Raw genomic sequence first — 17,729 nt, forward strand, 5'->3', positions numbered from 1 at the left:
ACGACCTGCGCCTGCAGATCAAGCTCAAGAGCAAGCGCGGCGACCGCGACGTGCTCTCAGGCATCCAGAACCTGGACATCGTCTAAAGACACCCGTCAGCCTACTGCACGACCCGATCTCGCAACTGCGATGCTCGCCGTACCCAAGTACGGCTGCGCTTCTCGTCGCAACCTCGGGCCGCTCGCTACGGCTGCCGGGCGCCTTTAGTCCGGGTTACTTTCCCCTTCCGGCTTGGGCTTGCGTGCCGAGCCCGCCACCATCAGATACTCAAACAGCCGGCATTCGATGGCGCCGTTGAAGAGCGGCGTGCGCTTGCTGGCCTTGAGGCGCACGCCCTTCGGCAGCAACGGGTCGCCGGTGAAGAAGTAAGCCCGCCAGCCGCTCCAGTTGGCCTTCAGGGCATCGCCCAGCTTCGGGTAGAAGGCTTCGAGTTCCGACGTATCCGACAGCCGAACGCCGTAGGGCGGGTTGGCCACCAGCACGCCGTTCGCCGCCGGCGCCTTGCGGTCGAGCAGATCCATCCGCTCCAGCTCCACGCAGCCATCCAGCCCCGCGCTGCGCAGATTGACGAAGCTCTTGCGCACCTGATCCTCGACGATGTCCGAGCCGTAGATCGCCAGCGGACGCGGCGCCTGCCGGCGGGCGTCGGCCGCCTTGCGGATCGGCAGCCAGGTGTCGCGCTCGAAGTGCTTGAAACGCTCGAACGCGAAATGCCGGCCCAGGCCCGGCGCCACGTCGAGGGCCATCTGGGCAGCCTCGATGAGGAAAGTGCCGCTGCCGCACATCGGGTCGCACAAGGCCTCCTCGCCCGGCTTCCAGCCGGTGAGGCGCAGGATGCCCGCTGCGAGGTTTTCCTTCAGCGGCGCCTCGACGGCCGCCGACTTGAAGCCCCGCTTGTAAAGCGGCTCGCCCGACGTATCCAGATACAGCGTGACGGTATCGGCCGACAGAAAGGCATGCACACGGATGTCCGGCGTCTGGGTGTTCACATCCGGGCGACGTCCGACAATGGTGCGGAAGTGGTCGCACACCGCGTCCTTGATCTTCAGCGTCACGAACTCCAGGCTGCGCAGGGGCGACTTGTGGGCGGTGACGAACACGCGGATCGTCTCATCCGGCGTGAACCACTTGGCCCAGGTGGGCGCGTAGGCGATGCGGTACACGTCCTCTTCGTTGCGGTAGCGGCCCATCGAGACCTGCCACAGCACGCGGGTGGCGATCCGGCTTTCCAGGTTGGCGCGGTAACACAGCGCCCAGTCGCCGGAAAACTGCACGCCGCCGGGCACGGCCTTCGGATCGGTGGCGCCGATGGCGCGGAGTTCATCGGCAAGAAGCGGCTCGAGGCCGCGGGGGCAAGGGGCAAAGAAGTTCAAGGCAGCAATCCGGTTCGGAAATCAGGTTCGGTCAATCAGAAGGGCTTCAGCACGACGAGGAAGACGCAGGCGAACAGCACCAGCACCGGCACCTCGTTGAAGAAGCGGTACCACACGTGGCTGCGCGTATTGCGCCCTTCGGCAAAGGCCCGCATCAGCCGGCCGCAATACAGGTGGTAGACGATCAGGAAGGTGACGAGCATCGTCTTGACGTGCAGCCAGCCGCCGGTAAAGCCAAAGCCGAACCACAGCCACATCCCCAGCGCCACCGCGAGGATGCCCAGGGGCGTCATGAAACGATAGAGCTTGTTCTCCATCAGCGCGAGGCGATCGAGGGTGGCCTTGTCGGTGGCCATGGCGTGATTCACGAACAGCCGCGGCAGGTAGAACAAACCGGCGAACCAGCTGGTGACGAAGATGATGTGCAGGGCTTTGATACTCAGAAAAAGCATGATGTGGGCTCGAAAGGGAAAAATCAGGAAACCGCCAGGCGACGCGTGCGCAGGGCTTCGGCGACGGTCGGATACATCAGGCGGGCGCGCAGTTCCCGCTTGATGCGGTCATTCTTCAGGCGCCTTGACTCGGACATGAACGACAGCGTGAGCGGCGACAGCCGCCCGGCCAGTTCGGCCCGGGGCAGGCGCGGCGGGCGCGGCAGGCCGACGGCATCGGCCACCAGATCGAAGTACTCGCCCATTTTCAGGCTGCTGTCGTCCGACGCGTTGTAGGCCCGGTTGGGCCGACCGCGGAACAGCGCCAGCCCCAGCAGGCGCGCCAGGTCGTCGGCGTGGATGTGGTTGGTGAACACGTCGTCCTCGGGCGCCAGCACCGGCTCGCCCTTTTCAAGTCGGGCCACCGGCAGGCGCTCGGCCCCATCGTAAATGCCGGGCGCCCTGAGCACGCTGACCCGGCATCCGGTACGCCCGCCAAATCGCCGCAGGTGGCATTCGGCTGCAACGCGCCGGACCGCCCGGGCCGAGGCCGGACGCGGCGGACGGGTCTCGTCCAGCCAGGCACCGGCGCAGTCGCCATACACACCCGTGGTACTTATGTAGATGAGCCGTCGTGGTAGACTCGCGCGACGCGTCAGCGCAGCGAGAAGACTGCGTGTGCGCGGATCGTCACTACCCATATTGGGCGGTGGGGCACAGTGCAGGACGTAGTCCGCAATGCCGGCCAGCCTTCCAAGGCTTTCCGGCTTGTCCAGGTCGGCAATCAGGGTTGTCGCACCAAGGGCCCGCAGGGCCGCACGTTCTTCAGGGCGGCGCACCACGGCGCACACGCGAAAGCGGCTTTGCAGCCACGGGATGATCCGGCGCGCCACATCGCCACTGCCGACGATCAGGACTTGCTTCATTTTTCGACGTTTCATTTAACGATTATCTCACGGCCACCCATCATGTCGTTCCAGGTCACCCTCCAGCCCAGCGGACTCGAATTCCCCGCCTCGGCTGACGATACCGTTCTCGAAGCCGCCCTTGCTGCCGGTCTGCTGCTTCCCTACAGCTGTCGCGACGGCGCCTGCGGGGTTTGCAAGAGCAAGGTGCTCTCCGGCGATCTGGACCTGGGCCGCTTTGGCGAAAGCACGCTGACCGAAGCCGAACGCGAGGCCGGCATGGCCCTGCTGTGCTGCGCCCGCCCCCGCTCCGATCTCACCCTCGAGGTGCGCCAGGTGAGCCGCGCCGGCGAGATCCAAGTCAAGAAACTGCCCTGCCGCGTGCAGAAGCTCGAGCGTGCCGCCGATGACGTGATCGTCCTCGAGATCCGCCTGCCGGCCACCGAGAAATTCCAGTTCATCGCCGGCCAGTACATCGACTTCCTGCTCGCCGACGGCAAGCGCCGCAGCTTCTCCATCGCCAACGCCCCGACCGGCGCCGACTTCCTCGAACTGCACATCCGCCATGTGCAGGGCGGCTTCTTCACCACCCACGTCTTCGAGAAGCTCAAGGAAAAGGACATCCTGCGCTTCGAAGGCCCGCTGGGCGGTTTCCGGCTCGACGAAAGCTCCCAGCGCCCGATCGTGCTGCTCGCGGGCGGCACCGGCTTCGCGCCGATCAAGAGCATCGTCGAATACGCCATCGCCACCGGCATCCAGCGCCCGATGACGCTCTACTGGGGCAGCCGCAACCTCGCCGGGCTTTACCAGTTCGACGTCGCCAAAGGCTGGGAAGAACGGCTCCCGGGCTTCCGTTTCGTGCCCGTGCTCTCCGACAGCCCGGCGGAGGACGCCTGGACCGGCCGCACCGGTCTCGCCCACGCCGCCCTGATGGCCGACCTGCCCGATCTCTCCGGGCACGAGGTCTATGCCTGCGGCTCGCCGGCGATGATCGACACCGCCCGCGCCGACCTCACCCGCCAGTGCGGCCTGCCTGCCGACGCCTTCCACGCCGACGCCTTCAGCTTCTCGAACGACGCCAAGGCTGGCTGAGCCGGCACCGGAACCCCACCCATGAGCAATGCCGTCCTGATCACCCGCGAACCGGTGATCAACAAGCAGCACAAGATCACCGCCAACCGGCTGATCGTCCACGCCACGTCCGTTGCTCAGGCAGTGGAAACCCTGTCGGAGCTGGCAGATGTGTGGCCGACGACCCATCCGGTCTTCGTGAGCCTCTACCGGCTGGTGCCCACGCCCGATCTCCTCGGCTGGAAAGCGCCGCCCAACGCGATGGTGGAGATCCCGACCCAGGCCATCGCCCACCCGCTCACGCTCGAGCTGATCCCCAGGCTGCAGGCGGCAGGCATCAGCCTCAACCTCACCTGGTATCAGCCCGACACGATCGTCCCGCCTGATGTGGCGTGGCGCTTCGTGATCATCGACGCCAAGCGGCAGCCCATCCCGCTGGCCCCTCCGGGCCTGGCGCTCGCCTGGGGCCTGCCGGACGTACCGGCTTTTCGCAACGCGATCGTGGGCGGCTACGACGGCGCGTCGGGCTGGTTCTTCCTGCATGGCGTCAAGACCGACGGCAAGCTCGCGCCGTCCCACGCCCAGATCGTCCGGCTGCTCAATCTGGTGCGCAAAAATGCCGAAGTCAAGGAAATTGAAAATGTCCTAAAACAGGATGTGGCGCTGTCATACAAATTACTGCGTTACATCAATTCTGCCGGTTTCGGGCTGATGTGCGAGATCCAGTCGTTCCGCCACGCGGTGTCGATCCTTGGCTACGACAAGCTCCACAAGTGGCTGTCGGTGCTGCTGATCTCGGCCAGCCGCGATCCGTCCGCGCCGGCCCTGATGCAGACCGCGATCGCCCGCGGGCGCTTCATGGAGCAGATCGGCGCGGCCTTCTTCGAGAAAGCCGAACTCGACAACCTGTTCATCACCGGCGCGTTCTCGATGCTTCACCTGCTGCTGGGGGCCAGCCTTCAGTCGGCGCTCGACGAAATGCACCTTCCGGCCCCGATTTGCGACGCCCTGCTGGGCGGAGATGGCGTTTATGCACCTTTTCTCAAACTCGCGCGGGCACTGGAGAGCTTCGACGACAAGAATCTGGCATCCCTTGCCAATGATCTTCACATCACGCCGGAACGCATCAACCGGGCACATCTTGAAGCGCTCTCGTTCGCGGACAGCCTGCAGTTCGGCTGAATCCCGCGCTGCCAAAGGCGGGCCGCGACGCAAACTCTTCACAACGTCGCGAACTGGGTCACGCTCGGAAGCGCAAGCGCCGGTGCGGGCGAGCATAAGTCACAGGCGAGAGCCGGGGGGGTACGGTTAGAATTCAAAGCACTAAATTTGTGAAATACGTGCTTCATTCATGCCAACCACCCGAATATCCAAAATGCGACGTCCCCTAGCTGCACCGACATCGCGTCTGCCAGCGCTGTGGGAAACCGCGTCCGCGCTGCTGCGGATACTTTCGGCTGGCGATGCATCCCGACACGATATTGCACGTGTCATTATCCTCGATCCAGTGATGGTTTTCGAGTTGCTTTTGACAGCGCCGCTGAGCAAGAGCGATTTTTCCATTGCCCTCATCGACGTGCTCATCGAGCGCCTCGACCGGATCGACGCCGGCCTGCTTCAGGCGTGGGCGCTGCGCCACATGATCCAGCAGCCCCAGCACCGGATCTCGCCCCGCGCCCACCGGCATCACACGATGCACAGCCTGTTCGTGGCCGAGTTGGCGGTCAATCTGGCTCGCGAGATCGGCTACCCCCATCCCGACGAAGCCCGCTCCGCCGGCCTGCTCCACGACCTCGGCCTGCTGTGGCTCAATGAATACGGCGAACAGTATGGCCGCGTGCTGGCGGACGCCATCGACGAGCGCAGCCTGTCCGCCGCCGAATGGGAGCGCTACGGTCTAGACCACGCCGAGATCTCCGCCGACCTGGCCGCCCGCTGCGGCTTCCCGCTGGGCATCATCGACGCCATCGCCCTGCACCAGGCAGAGCCGGAAGCCGTGGATACCGCCCACCCGCTGGTGCGCGTGATCGCCGCCGCCGAAGAGCTCGCCAGCTACCGCGGCAGCCAGTCCGCCGCCAGCCTCGAAGGCGCCAGCCGCCTCACCAAGATCGACGGCAGCGTGCTGGTCAGCGTCCTCGCCGACACCACCCGCAGCATGCAGGAGATGGTCAAGAGCCTCGAGATCATCGTCGAGCCGACCATGCTCACCCTGCCCTGGGCCACCCCGGGCACCGAATCCGAGCGCGAGAACATGGACAGCGGCATCGCCCGCACCGCGCTCAGCGCCTTTGCCCGCAGCGCCTTCGTCGACGCGGCCACGGCGCGCCAGAGCTTCGACGTGGCCACCCGCCTGCTCCTTGGCCTCGACGCCCCGGTGCTGTTCGTCAAGTCCAACAGCGACGACGCCCTTGTGGGTGCGCCGACGATCAATCACCCGGGTCTCGACCAGATCAGGATATCTGCCCGCGATGAGCACAGCGCCGTTGCCGAGGCCTACCGTAACAACGCCGAATCCCGCTACCAGAGCGGCCCGCGCCCCCCCGGCAAGTGTGCCGCCGACTGGCAGCTGGCCCGCTGGCTCGACAGCGACGGCCTGCTCTGCGTGCCCTGGCAGAACCCCAACGAGACCGGCGTGGCGGTGTTCCCCTGCGCCGGCGCCGAGCAGCCGGGCACCGGCATGGAACCCGCCCTGCGCCGCTCCGTCACCGAGGCCGCCACCAACCGCATCTCCGAGCGCCGCGCCGAAGAGCAGATGCGCCTCGACCTGGAAGACAGCATCGCCCGCCGCTACGTGGATCACGCCCGGCGCATCGCCCACGAGGCGAGCAACCCGCTCACCGTCATCAAGACCTACCTGGGCCTGATCGACGAGCGCGTCGAAGACCCGACCCTAAAGGAACAGCTCGGCCTGCTCAGCGAAGAACTCGACCGCGTCGGCGCCCTGGTGCGCAAGGCCAGCGACTTCACCTCCATGACCCCGTCCGGCCCCGCCCACAGCGGTGTCGCCGAGATCCTGCACGACCTGCGCGCGCTCTACGGCGAAGCGCTGTTCGCCCGCAAGGGGATCGCCTTCGAGCTGCGCACCTCGCCCAACCTGCCCGCTGCCGCGATTCCGCCTGACGCCCTGAAGCAGGTGTTCCTCAACCTCTTCAAGAACGCCGCCGAGGCGATCCCCGAAGGGGGCAAGCTCACCGTGTCGGCCGTCGCCGGCATCAACGCCAACGGCAGCCAGTGCATGGAGATCCGGATTGTCGACAACGGCCCGGGCCTCGCCCCCGAGCGCATCGAGACCCTCTTCAACCCGGGCGCCCGCAACAGCGACAAACCGGGTGGCGGAGTCGGCCTGCCGCTGGTCCGCGAACTGGTTGCCGCGGTCGGTGGCACCATCCTGTGCCGCAGCCAGCCGGGCTCCGGAACCGTGTTCCAGATCTTCATGCCACTGGCGGCAACCCACTGACTTGATGCATCATTGCCGCGCCAATTAGAAGAGCCATGTCCGGGAGTCACAATGGTCATCCCCTGGGAAGGAGCTTCCTTCCCGACAGAGGCGAACCGGCGAACGTCGGCAGAGTCTCTTACCCGAATCCTAGTCGTCGACGATGAGCCGTCCCTGCGACGGTCGGTTGGCGCCCTCCTGCAGGGCAGCGACCGGCTGATCGAGGACTGTGGCTCCGTCGCCGAGACACTCGCTCGTCTCAACACCCGCTCCTACGACCTGCTGATCCTCGACTTCCGCCTGCCCGACGCCTCGGGCCTGGCGGTGATGGACTGGCTGCTCAGCAACGACCGCCGCGAATCCGTCATCATGATCAGCGGCGAGCAATCCATGGAAGCCGCCATCGGCGCCCTGCGCCGCGGCGCCGACGACTTCCTCATCAAGCCCTACGGCGCCGACCAGATCCGCCGCGCGGTGACGGGCGCCCTCGTCAAGCGTCAATCCGAGCGCACCCACCGGCTCAGCCAGCAGCGCCTCCAGTCGTCCGAGCAGATGCACCGCTACATGGTCGAGAACTCCCTCGACCTGATCTACACCCTCGACGCCGAAGGCCGCTTCAATTACCTCAACCTGCGCATCGAGTCGCTGCTCGGCCATCCTCGCAACGCCCTGATCGGCAAGCACTTCTCCGAGATCGTCCACCCCGAGGATCTCGAACGGGCCCGCTATGCGTTCAACGAGCGGCGCACCGGCCCCCGCGCCACGATCAACATCGAGCTGCGCCTCGCCCGCAACCCCTATGGGGCCGACGGCGACGACACCGGGCCGGTGGCCGTCGTGCTCAACGCGATGGGCATCTACAACAGCGTCGAATCGCGCTCGCCGTCCCATTACGCCGGCACCTACGGCGCCGCCCGCAGCCTGCCGGCGCTGCGCACCATCGAAGCGACGCCGCGCTACCAGACCTACCACGACCCGCTCACCCAGCTGCCCAACAACGAGCTCTTCCAGGATCGCCTCAACCTGGCGATCACCCAGGCCAAGCGCCGCAAGGGGCTCATCGCGGTCATGTTCATCGACATGGACCGCTTCAAGCAGGTCAATGAAACCCACGGCCAGGGCGAAGGCGACGCCCTGCTCCGCTCGGTGGCCCTGCGCCTCAAGCAGTGCCTGCGCCGGGGCGACACCCTCACCCGCCACCGCAGCGACGAGTTCGTGGTGCTGCTGCCCGACATAAACGACCAGGAAGACGCCCGCGCCATCGCCGAGAAGGTGCTGCTCGCCTTCCGCAAGCCCTTCCCCTTGAGCGAGGGCGAGGTGCTCATCACCATCAGCATGGGCATCGCCCTGCACCCCGAAGACGGCGACACCGCCGAGGATCTGGTCCAGCACGCCAGCGTGGCGATGCACCAGGTCAAGGGCGACGGCCGCAACGCCTACAGTTTCTTTTCGCCGGACATGCACGCCAGCTACCGCACGCGGGTGTCCCTCGAAAAGGAATTGCGCCAGGCCATCAGCCGCAACGAATTCGAGCTGCACTACCAGCCGCTGGTCAGCCTATCGCAGGACCGCATCACCGGCATGGAAGCCCTCGTGCGCTGGCGCCATCCGTCCCACGGGATCGTCGCGCCGTCGCGCTTCATCCACTTTGCCGAAGAAGCCGGGATCATCCACGACATCAGCCGCTGGGTGCTCGAAACCGGCTGTGCCCAGCTGGCCGTGTGGCGCCGCCAGTTTCCCGACCTGCGCCTCACCGCCAACCTGTCGTCGCGGGATTTCGACCAGTCCGACCTCTCCGACACCATCTCCCGCACCCTGTCGCGCAACGGTCTCGCCGCTGGCAGCCTGGAGCTCGAGATCGCCGAGAGCCTGCTCCTCGAAAACACCGAGCGCGTCGCCCCGCGCCTGCAAAACCTGCGCGAACTGGGCGTCGGCGTGTCGATCCACGATTTCGGTACCGGCTATTCGTCCCTCGTGAGCCTGCAGCGCTTCGGCGTCACCCGCCTGAAGATCGACCGCAGCTTCGTGCGGGACATGAACGGCCACGGCAACCACCCCATCATCAGCGCCATCGCCGGCATCGCCCAGGGTTTCGACATCCGCCTGGCCGCCGAAGGCGTCGAGCGCGGCGAACAGATGCAGACCCTCGACGGCATGGGCTGCGACGAGATGCAGGGCTTCTACTTCTCCCGGCCGGTGGATGCAGAAGCCGCCACCCGCCTCTTGCGGGATTTCCGCCCCTCCCGCGTGAGCCACGGCAACACCGGGGCGCCGGCCGCATCCTGAACGGCCAGCCACCTCAAACCGTCATGTTTCGCCGCTAGATTTGCCCCATCGTCGAACCCTCGAGGTCCTCGCCATGGGAATCTACCGCCTCATCCTCGCCTCCCCCCGCCAGCCCGAAGCCCCCAGGCTGGTCGCCGAACACATCGACCCGTCGTGGCTCAAGCAGCGCGGCTACGAGATCGCCCGCACCCTGGGCGACGACGCCGCCGTCTGGGCCGCCCGCCCGGGCAGCGACAGGCAGCTCGCCCTGCACTGCCGCACGGGGCACGCGCTCGCCATCGTCAGCGCCTGAAACCGGCGCCGTAAACGGCAAGCGGCGGACCACACGGCCCGCCGCTCGGGATCACGGAGGACAGGTTCAGCGCCGGAAGGGGATCAGCTCGCCAGCGGAAAAGCCCTTGTCCTGCAGGCGGTTCTGGGCCGCGACGGCGTCACGCCGATCGTTGAAAGGCCCCACCACCACCCGGGTTTCGAGCTGGGCCGGGATGCCCGCCGCCGACAACCGGGAACGCAGCGCCTCGGCCTGAGCCGCCGTCCCGAACACCCCCACCTGGACCGCGTAGCCGCCCTGGGCTTCGCTCGCGACGGGCGCCTTGACTGCCGCCGCCACAGGCGCGGGCACCGCTGCGGGAGCTGCAACCGCGGCCGGTACAGTTGCCGGTGCCGATGCGGGGGTAGCCGTCGAAGGGGCGGCAGAAGGCACGGCCACCCCACGGGGCTGCGTTGCCTGCGCCACGGGCGCAACCGCCGGGGCCACTGCGGCAGGCGCCGCGTCACGCTTGCGGGCCGGCTCGGCAGCTGGCGCAGCCACCACGCTCTGGGAACCCGGCCGCAGCATCGGACGGGTCTCCTCGACCGGCTTTCGGGTACGTTCGACGAGCCTGTCGCCCTTGTCACCGGTGGGCAGCGGCGGCGGTGTCGAACTGCCCTCGACGGGCGGCTGTGGTTCGGGTTCGGTCGGCGCCGCGGCGCGCACCACGTCGGGCGGGGCATCGCGGCCGGGCTCGGGCAGTGGCGTCACCTGGGCCGGCGCGATCGGCTTGGTGGGCACCACCACCGCCTCGGGCTGAGGCGGCCGGGATAGGTGATCAAAAACCGCCAGGCCGCCCAGGAGTACGGCAATCAGCCCCCCTGCGACGCCCGCGCGTACCCACAGCTGCCGGCGGGGATCTTCGTCCTCGTCATCGTCCGGCACATCCGGTCTGTCCGTCATGCTCCCCCCTCGGCCCGCGCCAGCGCGCAGACCAGTTCGGCTTCTGCCACCGAGATTCCACAGTGCTCCGCAATCTGGCTTGCGGGAATGCCGCGCCCGGCCAGCAGCATGGCCTCGGAGTGCTGCGGCGACTCCGGCCGCACATACTGGGCTTGCGGCTGGGCCTGGGCCCGATCATGGGCCAACTGCATTTCATTGAGATCAAGGCGCAGGGCCACCAGTTCGCTGCGCAGGAAATCCTGTTCGGTGCGCAGCTGGGCCACATCCCGACGCAGCTGCTGGATCTCGAGTTCGTTGAGGGTCTCCTGGGGCACTTCGAGCGGGTTGTGCGGCGCCATCGGGGCGGGCGCCGGCATGGCCGCAACGTCGGCCACCACCGTCTGGGGCGAGCGGCCGGGGGCTTCCGCGGTGCTGGCGGCCTTGCCCGGCAGGGCCAGACGGAACAGGATGATCGCCAGATAGATGGAGAGCACGGCGACCAGCGCCCAGACACCCTCCCGCAGACCTACATCGATCATCGGCCCGGCTCCCTGGCTGCGGCGCCGCATTCTTTTGACTGAAACCTTTGGCTGACGATGATCGTTCCCCTGGAAACCGGCGCTTGTACGACATGAATTTGACGCTGCGATAATAGCCGCGCGCCTCTTCAGCCACAATGCGACTTCTTCGTCTGTGCGCGTCTTTTCATCATGTTCTTCGTCAAAAAGCTGATCGCCCTGCTTCTGATGCCCCCGCTGGCCCCGCTGATCCTGATCTGCGCCGGCCTGCTGCTGCTCCGCTGGCGTCCGCGCGCAGGACGCGTGCTGGCCTGGAGCGGCCTCGCCCTGGCCCTGCTGGTGACGATGCCCCCAGTGGTGGACGCTCTCCTCGACGGCCTCGAAGACATCCCGGTGCTGCAGCCGGCGCAACTGGCCGACGCGGGGGCGATCGTGATTCTGGGCGGCGGCGCGCGCACCAACGCGCCGGAATTCGGCGGCCAGACGGTCAATCGCCTCACCCTCGAACGGGTGCGCTACGGCGCCCGCCTGGCCCGCCAGTCGGGCCTGCCGGTGCTGGTGAGCGGCGGCGCGCCAAGCGGCAGCCAGCCCGAAGCCGAGCTGATGAAGACCGCGCTGGAAGAAGATTTCCGGCTGCCCGTGAAGTGGGTGGAAGCCGCCTCGCTGGACACCCGCGACAATGCCCGGATGAGCGCCGCGCTGCTGCACACCGACGGCGTGAAGCGGGTGGTGCTGGTGACCCACGCCGCCCACATGCGCCGCTCGGTGGAAGCCTTCGAGGCGGCCGGGCTGGCGGTGATCCCCGCGCCGACCGGCTTCTTCCGCCGCGGCCCGGCCGACGACCCCCTGCCCCGCCTGCCCAACATGAACTCGACCTACGCCGGCACCTACGCCATCCATGAATGGCTGGGCCTGCTGGCCTACCGCCTCAGCCGCTGAACCCCACCCTTCACCCTGACCGCCCCATGCCCGACGACACCCGCCCCAACGACGACGCCTGCCGGCAATGCCGGTTCTTCATGACTGCCGAAAGCACCCTCGGCACCTGCCATCGCTACCCACCGGCCTTCGCCGGCGCCCAGTCACCCCGCGAGGATCACCACTGGCGTTTTCCGATCGTCAGCGGGCTGGCCTGGTGCGGCGAGTTCCGGCCGCGCGGCTGACGCGCCTCAGCCGTTGAAGCGGGCCTTGCGCTTGCCCAGGAAGGCGTTGATGCCCTCGTCGAAGTCGCCCCGGGCCGAACACCGGGCAAAGGCTTCGGCTTCAAGCTGGAGCTGGGTGTCGAGGCTCTGGTCGGGCGACTGGTTGAGCAGGCGCTTCATCTCGGCATAGGTTTCGCGCGGGCCGCTGAGGATGCGACGCACCAGCGCGCCCACCGCGTCGTCCAGTTCGGCCAGCGGCACGACCTTGTTGGCGACGCCAAGGCGCTGGGCCTCGGTGGCGTCGAAGCGGTCGGCCAGCAGCAGCAGCTCGAAGGCCTTGTGACGCCCGACGATGCGCGGCAGGAACCACGACACCCCGCCGTCGCCCGACAGCGCGATGCTGGCGTAGGCGGTGGTGAAGTACGCGTTGTCGGCCGCCACCACCATGTCACAGCCCAGCGCCAGCGACAGCCCGAAGCCGGCGCAGGCCCCATGCACGCGACCGATCACCGGCACGCGCAGCTCGGCCAGGGTTTCGACGCTGCGGTTGATGTGCTGCTCGATGGTCGCCCGGAAGCTGGCGATCCGGCTCTCCGGCGACAGATGCAGCTGGCCGGCAAAATCCTTGAGATCGCCCCCGGCCATGAAGTGGTCGCCGGCGCCCTGGATCACCACCACCCGCAGGTCGTCCCGATGGGCGAGCTGGGCGGTCACGTCGGACAGGGCGTGCATCATGTCGAAGGACAACGCATTGAGCGCCTTCGGCCGGTTGAGGGTCAGCGTCGCGACGCCGTTGGCCACATCGAGCAGGATGGGAGAAGTCATGGAAAGCGGTTCCTGAGGTTCATGGTTCGACAAGCGCCATTCTGCCCCCTGAGCCCGGACGACGAAAGCCGCCCAGGCCTGCATCCGCTCAGCCAGCGGCGTAGCGCTCGCGCATCTGGCGCTTGTTGATCTTGCCGACGCTGGTCTTCTCGAGGCTGTCGGCAAAGCGCACCTGATCCGGCACGGCGAAGCGGGAAATCCGCCCTGCGTCGGCAAAGGTACGCAGGTGAGCGATGATGTCGTCCGCCGTCAGACCTTCGGCGCCGGCCTTGGGCACCACCACCGGCAGCGGGCGCTCGCCCCAGCGGGCGTCGGGCACGCCCAGCACCGCCACCTCGGCCACCGCCGGGTGCTGGGAGATCAGGGTCTCGATCTCCAGCGACGAGATCCACTCGCCGCCCGACTTGATGACGTCCTTGATGCGGTCGGTGATCTGCAGCGAACCGCTCGGCGCGATGCGGCCGATGTCCTGGGTGTGCAGCCAGCCGCCGCGCCACAGGTGGGCGGTGGCGTCGGCGTCCTTCAGGTAGCCCTGGGTGAGCCACGGGGCGCGCACGACCACCTCGCCCTGGGCCTGGTCGTCATGGGCCACGTCGTCCAGGTTACCGTCGACGATGCGCAGGTTCACAAGCGGAATCGGCAGACCGGTACGGCAGCGGTTCGGCACGGTCTGCTCGGGCGGCAGTTCCAGGTCGGCGGGCTTGAGCTGGGCGAGGGTCAGGATCGGGCAGGTTTCGGACATGCCGTAGCCGGTGAACACGTCCATCCCCCGCGCCACGGCCTGGGTCGCGAGGCCCACGGTGAAGGCCGAGCCGCCGATCACCATCTTCCAGCCCGACAGGTCCATCTCCTTCGCGGCCGGCGCCAGCAGGAGCATCTGCAGGATGGTGGGCACGCAGTGGGAGAAGGTCACGCCTTCGGTGCGGCGCAGCTGCAGCAGCATGTCGGGCACGTAGCGGCCCGGGTAGACCTGCTTCACGCCCAGCATGGTCGCCACGTAGGGCAGGCCCCAGGCGTGGACGTGGAACATCGGGGTGATCGGCATGTACACGTCGCCCCGATGGAAACGCTGGCCCGACACCGCGCCGGCCAGCCCGCCGAGGGTGCCGAGGGTGTGGAGGACCAACTGGCGATGGCTGAAGAACACGCCCTTCGGCAGCCCGGTGGTGCCGGTGGTGTAGAAGGTGGTGGCGCGGGTGTTCTCGTCGAAATCCGGAAACGCGTGCTGCGAATCGGCGGCGGCCAGCAGGGCTTCGTACTCGCCCACGGCGCCAACGGCGGCCGGGTCGCAGGGCTCGTCGGAGAGCAGCACGATGCGCTTGAGCTTGGGCAGGCGGTCGCGGATGCCGTCGAGGATGGGCAGGAATTCGGTGTTGATGAGCAGCGTCTCGGCGCCGCAGTGGTCGATGGTGTAGGCGATCTGCTCGGGCGACAGGCGCACGTTCACGGTCATCAGCACGGCGCCCAGCATCGGGATCGCGAAGTAGCTCTCGAGGTAGCGGTGGGAATCCCAGTCGGCCACCGCCACGGTGTCGCCAAAGCCCACGCCGAGCCGGCTGAGGGCGCTGCCCAGGCGGCCGATGCGGGCACCGAGATCGCGATAGGTGTGGCGGCACACGTCGCGATAGACGATCTCCTGATCGGGCGCGTGGGCCAGCGGCGTGTGCAGGAGCTGCTTGATGAGCAGCGGGTAGGCGTAGGGCTGGTCGGCGGACGCGGCGGCGTCTCCGGCGGCACGGATATCGGTTTGCACGATTGTCTCCTCGGGCTGTTATGGTCTGACGGAAGCGTCGGCAGCTTAGCCGGAGGGCGGGGTGAAATCGCCCCCCCGAAAGGGGGGCTGGCGGGGGCGTCAGCCCGCCGGCGGACGCAGCAGGCCGGCCTGCCCGGCGCGCAGGATGGCCTCGGTCCGGCTGCGCGCGCCGAGCTTTGCGTAGATGTTGCTGAGGTGCCACTTCACCGTTTCGGGCGTCACCTGGGCGGCGCGGGCGATGGCCTTGTTGGACAGGCCCTGGGTGACGAGCTGCAGGATGTCGCGCTCCCGGGCCGACAGCCTTTCGGGCGGCTCGGCGCCGGTCCCGGCCCGGGCCTCGGCCAGCAGCGCCTCGACGAGTGAGCCGGCATCGAGCAGGCTGCGCACCATCCCGGCTTGGTCGGCGAGGGGCAGCAGCGCCGCCAACCCCGCCACCGCCCGGGGGCGCTGGCCGGCCAGCGCCTGGGCTTCGGCCAGCAGGATGCGCCGCTGCAGGGCCCGGTAGTGAAAGCCCGCCTCGGCGGAGGCCGTCACCAGCGCGTCGAGCGCCGTCACCGCGTCGGCAGCGCGCCCCTCCGCCAGGGCCAGCACTGCCAGCGCCTCGCGCCAGGCAAGCCAGGTTTCCATCAGGCTGCTTACCTGCCGCGGTGGCCGGGCCGGCATCAGCGGACACAGCGCATCGACTCGCTGGCGCAGCGCGTCAACGTCGCCACCCCGCCACAGGATGCGCGCCGCTTCGGCCAGCATCAGCGCCCGCATGCGCAGCCAGCGGCGGGCCTCGCCCAGCTGGTCGGCGGCGTCGAGCCGGGCCAGCGCGGCGGCCCGGTCGCCGCGCAGCAGGGCCAGCCGGGCCGCGCTCACCGCGTAGCGGGCACAGGAGCCCAGCGGGCAGGTCTCGGCCACCACCTCGGCACGGCCGCCCATCACGTCGGCCAGCGCCTGCAGATCGCCCCGCTCGTAGAGGATTTCGGCCAGATAGCCGACGGGCAGCGCGGCCACCGCCGACTGAGGACCGGATTCGGCCACCGCCCGGGCCAGGGCTTCCCGCAGCAGCGCTGCCGCCTCGCCCAGCCGGCCGGCGATGCCGTGGCCCAGCCCGGACATGCTGAGCCGATACACCATGCCAAAGAGCGGGCAGCCGCCCGCCTCCAACGGCGCCGAGCGGGCCGCCAGATCGGTCGCCTCGTCGAAGCGCGACGCCGTGTGCAGCCCGAACAGGATCACGCTGCGAGCCATCTGGGCGACCCACGAATCGGCCCGGGCAACGGCGTCGAGCGCCTGCCGGCCGAAGGCCATCGCGGCCTCGCTCTCGTCGGACAGGCCCGCGATCAGGCCCTTCACCGCGGCCACCTCGCCCGGCTCGGCCTGGGCCGGCAGGCGTCCGCTGGCCACGTCGGCCTCGATGCCGCTCAGGGTGTCGCGGGCCTCGCCCAGCCGCAGCCCGAAGGCCAGCGCCCAGGCGTGGGCCAGCCGCAGGCGCAGGCTGCCGGCCACCAGCGCCGGCGGCAGCAGGGCCAGCCAGCCGGTGACGGTGCGGATGTCGCCGGCCTGCACCAGCCCCATCGCGCAGGCCTCGGCCCAGGCGGCGGCGCGGGGCGCGTCACCGCCGGCCAGGGCGTAGCGCACCGCCTCCTGCCACAGCCCGGCGTCGGCGCACCAGCGGGCGGCGGCAAGCTGGATGTGGCGCAGGCGCACCGGATCGTCCCGCCCGAGGCGGGCTTTCAGGTAATCGGCAAACAACGCGTGGAAGCGGAACCAGCCGTCGTCCAGGCGCTTCACGAAGAGGTTCTGGCCGGCGAGCTCGTCCAACTGGCGGCGGGCATCGGGCTGGCCGCTCACCGCGGCGCACAGGTCCGGGCAGAAGCGGTCGAGCGGGCCGGCGGCGAGGAGGAAATCCACCCGGGCCGGGTCGAGCCCGGCGAGGACGTTCTCGGCGAGATACGCCCCGACGCCCTCCCCCGCCCGGCGGCGGATGCCGGCCATCAGCGCGTCGGCGTCGTCGGCGCCGCGCACCGACAAGGCAACCAGATACATGCCGGCGGCCCAGCCCTCGGTGGTGCGCCACACGGTGTCGGCCACAGCGGATTCGGCCAGCGGCCCGCCAAAGCCTTCAAAGTAGTGCCGCGCCTCGTCGGCGGCGAAGCGCAGCTCGGGCTCGCCGATGCTGACCAGTTGCCCCCGCGCCGCCAGGGTGGCGAAGGGCAAGGCCGGCGCGCCACGCCCGGCGAGGATCAGCCGGAAGGCCGGCGGCGCGTAGCGGACGAGGGTCTGCAGGGCGGCGAGGAGCGGCGGCGTGGTGAGCGCGTCGGCGTCGTCGAGGATCAGCGCCACCGGCACCGGCGAGCGGGCCAGCCCGTTGATGAGGGCCGCCAGCACCGCGCGGGGCGAGGCCAGCGCATCCCGCGCGAGCAGCCGGGCAGCCTCGCGGGCCACACCGTCTTCGCCCCCCAGGGCCGCAACGAGATAAGGGAAAAACAGTCCGGAATCGTCATCCTCCCGGTCGAGGCTGAGCCAGCCCACCAGCCAGCCCAGGCCTCCGAGGCGCTCGCGCAGCTGGGCGAGCAGGGTCGTCTTGCCGGCGCCGGGCGAGGCGCACACCCGCAGCACCGGCGGCTGACCGGGCGCGCAGAGGGCATCCACCAGGCGTGGACGAAGCAGCACGCCCGCCGACGGGGCCGGCGGGCGTAGCTTGGTCTGGATCAGCAGGGACGGGCGCGGGTCGGCCCGGTCTGCGGGAAGCGAGGTCATCTGAAAACAGACGCCCCGGCCGCGATCCCACGGCCGGGGACGAGGCGGG

General features: G+C 68.8%; 15 protein-coding genes. 7 read left to right on the top strand and 8 right to left on the bottom strand.

Going from position 1 to position 17,729, the window contains the following annotated elements:
• Positions 1-203: 203 nt before the first annotated feature.
• Genes Q0672_RS11880 through Q0672_RS11890 form a run of 3 tightly spaced genes read right to left on the bottom strand, consistent with a single transcriptional unit; the run spans position 204 to position 2,730 of the window.
• Positions 204-1,373: a THUMP domain-containing protein gene (locus Q0672_RS11880; RefSeq protein ID WP_298622416.1), complete on the bottom strand. Its 1,170-nt coding sequence runs from the start codon at positions 1,371-1,373 to the stop codon at positions 204-206.
• A 35-nt stretch (positions 1,374-1,408) separates the two neighbouring features.
• Positions 1,409-1,825 carry a CopD family protein gene (locus tag Q0672_RS11885; protein WP_153159722.1) on the bottom strand — a complete coding sequence of 139 codons (417 nt, stop codon included), beginning with the start codon at positions 1,823-1,825 and terminating at the stop codon, positions 1,409-1,411.
• 23 nt (positions 1,826-1,848) lie between these two features.
• A complete protein-coding gene (locus Q0672_RS11890) occupies positions 1,849-2,730 on the bottom strand; it encodes an SDR family oxidoreductase (protein ID WP_298622420.1) in 882 nt (293 codons plus the stop codon).
• Positions 2,731-2,772: 42 nt separating this feature from the next.
• Between Q0672_RS11890 and Q0672_RS11895 the strand changes: the two genes are divergently transcribed.
• The 5 genes from Q0672_RS11895 (at position 2,773) to Q0672_RS11915 (ending at position 9,794) form a co-directional block, all read left to right on the top strand.
• A complete protein-coding gene (locus tag Q0672_RS11895; protein ID WP_298622422.1) occupies positions 2,773-3,801 on the top strand; it encodes a CDP-6-deoxy-delta-3,4-glucoseen reductase in 1,029 nt (342 codons plus the stop codon).
• A gap of 21 nt (positions 3,802-3,822) precedes the next feature.
• Positions 3,823-4,962, top strand: a complete 1,140-nt coding sequence (locus Q0672_RS11900) for an EAL and HDOD domain-containing protein (protein ID WP_298622424.1) — start codon at positions 3,823-3,825, stop codon at positions 4,960-4,962.
• Between the two features lie 193 nt (positions 4,963-5,155).
• Complete coding sequence (locus Q0672_RS11905) at positions 5,156-7,237, top strand: ATP-binding protein (RefSeq protein WP_298622426.1); 2,082 nt, start codon at positions 5,156-5,158, stop codon at positions 7,235-7,237.
• A 51-nt stretch (positions 7,238-7,288) separates the two neighbouring features.
• Positions 7,289-9,502 carry an EAL domain-containing protein gene (locus tag Q0672_RS11910; protein ID WP_298622428.1) on the top strand — a complete coding sequence of 738 codons (2,214 nt, stop codon included), beginning with the start codon at positions 7,289-7,291 and terminating at the stop codon, positions 9,500-9,502.
• A 73-nt stretch (positions 9,503-9,575) separates the two neighbouring features.
• Positions 9,576-9,794 (top strand): hypothetical protein, encoded by a 219-nt coding sequence (locus Q0672_RS11915; protein ID WP_298622430.1) that lies wholly within the window; start codon positions 9,576-9,578, stop codon positions 9,792-9,794.
• A 66-nt stretch (positions 9,795-9,860) separates the two neighbouring features.
• Here Q0672_RS11915 and Q0672_RS11920 read toward each other — a convergent pair whose 3' ends face one another.
• Positions 9,861-10,715: an SPOR domain-containing protein gene (locus Q0672_RS11920; protein ID WP_298622432.1), complete on the bottom strand. Its 855-nt coding sequence runs from the start codon at positions 10,713-10,715 to the stop codon at positions 9,861-9,863.
• On the bottom strand, positions 10,712-11,233 hold the full coding sequence (locus Q0672_RS11925) for a DUF2802 domain-containing protein (RefSeq protein ID WP_228111738.1): 522 nt from the start codon (positions 11,231-11,233) through the stop codon (positions 10,712-10,714). Before Q0672_RS11925 ends, Q0672_RS11920 begins: the two co-directional genes overlap by 4 nt.
• 171 nt (positions 11,234-11,404) lie before the next feature.
• On the opposite strand from Q0672_RS11925, the gene Q0672_RS11930 reads away from it, so the two are divergent.
• Positions 11,405-12,151: a YdcF family protein gene (locus Q0672_RS11930; protein WP_298622435.1), complete on the top strand. Its 747-nt coding sequence runs from the start codon at positions 11,405-11,407 to the stop codon at positions 12,149-12,151.
• A gap of 26 nt (positions 12,152-12,177) precedes the next feature.
• Positions 12,178-12,375: a hypothetical protein gene (locus Q0672_RS11935; protein ID WP_298622437.1), complete on the top strand. Its 198-nt coding sequence runs from the start codon at positions 12,178-12,180 to the stop codon at positions 12,373-12,375.
• Positions 12,376-12,381: 6 nt separating this feature from the next.
• On the opposite strand, the gene Q0672_RS11940 is transcribed toward Q0672_RS11935, so the two are convergent.
• The 3 genes from Q0672_RS11940 to Q0672_RS11950 form a co-directional block, all read right to left on the bottom strand.
• Positions 12,382-13,179 (bottom strand): enoyl-CoA hydratase, encoded by a 798-nt coding sequence (locus Q0672_RS11940; RefSeq protein ID WP_298622439.1) that lies wholly within the window; start codon positions 13,177-13,179, stop codon positions 12,382-12,384.
• Between the two features lie 88 nt (positions 13,180-13,267).
• Positions 13,268-14,932 (bottom strand): fatty acid--CoA ligase, encoded by a 1,665-nt coding sequence (locus Q0672_RS11945; protein WP_298622441.1) that lies wholly within the window; start codon positions 14,930-14,932, stop codon positions 13,268-13,270.
• A 99-nt stretch (positions 14,933-15,031) separates the two neighbouring features.
• A complete protein-coding gene (locus tag Q0672_RS11950; RefSeq protein WP_298622443.1) occupies positions 15,032-17,680 on the bottom strand; it encodes a LuxR C-terminal-related transcriptional regulator in 2,649 nt (882 codons plus the stop codon).
• Positions 17,681-17,729 lie beyond the last annotated feature (49 nt).

Source organism: uncultured Zoogloea sp., assembly GCF_937894855.1.
Classification (GTDB): domain Bacteria; phylum Pseudomonadota; class Gammaproteobacteria; order Burkholderiales; family Rhodocyclaceae; genus Zoogloea; species Zoogloea oryzae.

Bases quoted from the DNA above. Each gene is read 5' to 3' on its own strand.
- Q0672_RS11885 (WP_153159722.1), bottom strand. From the start codon at position 1,825: ATGCTTTTTCTGAGTATCAAAGCCCTGCACATCATCTTCGTCACCAGC.
- Q0672_RS11890 (WP_298622420.1), bottom strand. From the start codon at position 2,730: ATGAAGCAAGTCCTGATCGTCGGCAGTGGCGATGTGGCGCGCCGGATC.
- Q0672_RS11895 (WP_298622422.1), top strand. From the start codon at position 2,773: ATGTCGTTCCAGGTCACCCTCCAGCCCAGCGGACTCGAATTCCCCGCC.
- Q0672_RS11900 (WP_298622424.1), top strand. From the start codon at position 3,823: ATGAGCAATGCCGTCCTGATCACCCGCGAACCGGTGATCAACAAGCAG.
- Q0672_RS11905 (WP_298622426.1), top strand. From the start codon at position 5,156: ATGCGACGTCCCCTAGCTGCACCGACATCGCGTCTGCCAGCGCTGTGG.
- Q0672_RS11910 (WP_298622428.1), top strand. From the start codon at position 7,289: ATGGTCATCCCCTGGGAAGGAGCTTCCTTCCCGACAGAGGCGAACCGG.
- Q0672_RS11915 (WP_298622430.1), top strand. From the start codon at position 9,576: ATGGGAATCTACCGCCTCATCCTCGCCTCCCCCCGCCAGCCCGAAGCC.
- Q0672_RS11920 (WP_298622432.1), bottom strand. From the start codon at position 10,715: ATGACGGACAGACCGGATGTGCCGGACGATGACGAGGACGAAGATCCC.
- Q0672_RS11925 (WP_228111738.1), bottom strand. From the start codon at position 11,233: ATGATCGATGTAGGTCTGCGGGAGGGTGTCTGGGCGCTGGTCGCCGTG.
- Q0672_RS11930 (WP_298622435.1), top strand. From the start codon at position 11,405: ATGTTCTTCGTCAAAAAGCTGATCGCCCTGCTTCTGATGCCCCCGCTG.
- Q0672_RS11935 (WP_298622437.1), top strand. From the start codon at position 12,178: ATGCCCGACGACACCCGCCCCAACGACGACGCCTGCCGGCAATGCCGG.
- Q0672_RS11940 (WP_298622439.1), bottom strand. From the start codon at position 13,179: ATGACTTCTCCCATCCTGCTCGATGTGGCCAACGGCGTCGCGACGCTG.
- Q0672_RS11950 (WP_298622443.1), bottom strand. From the start codon at position 17,680: ATGACCTCGCTTCCCGCAGACCGGGCCGACCCGCGCCCGTCCCTGCTG.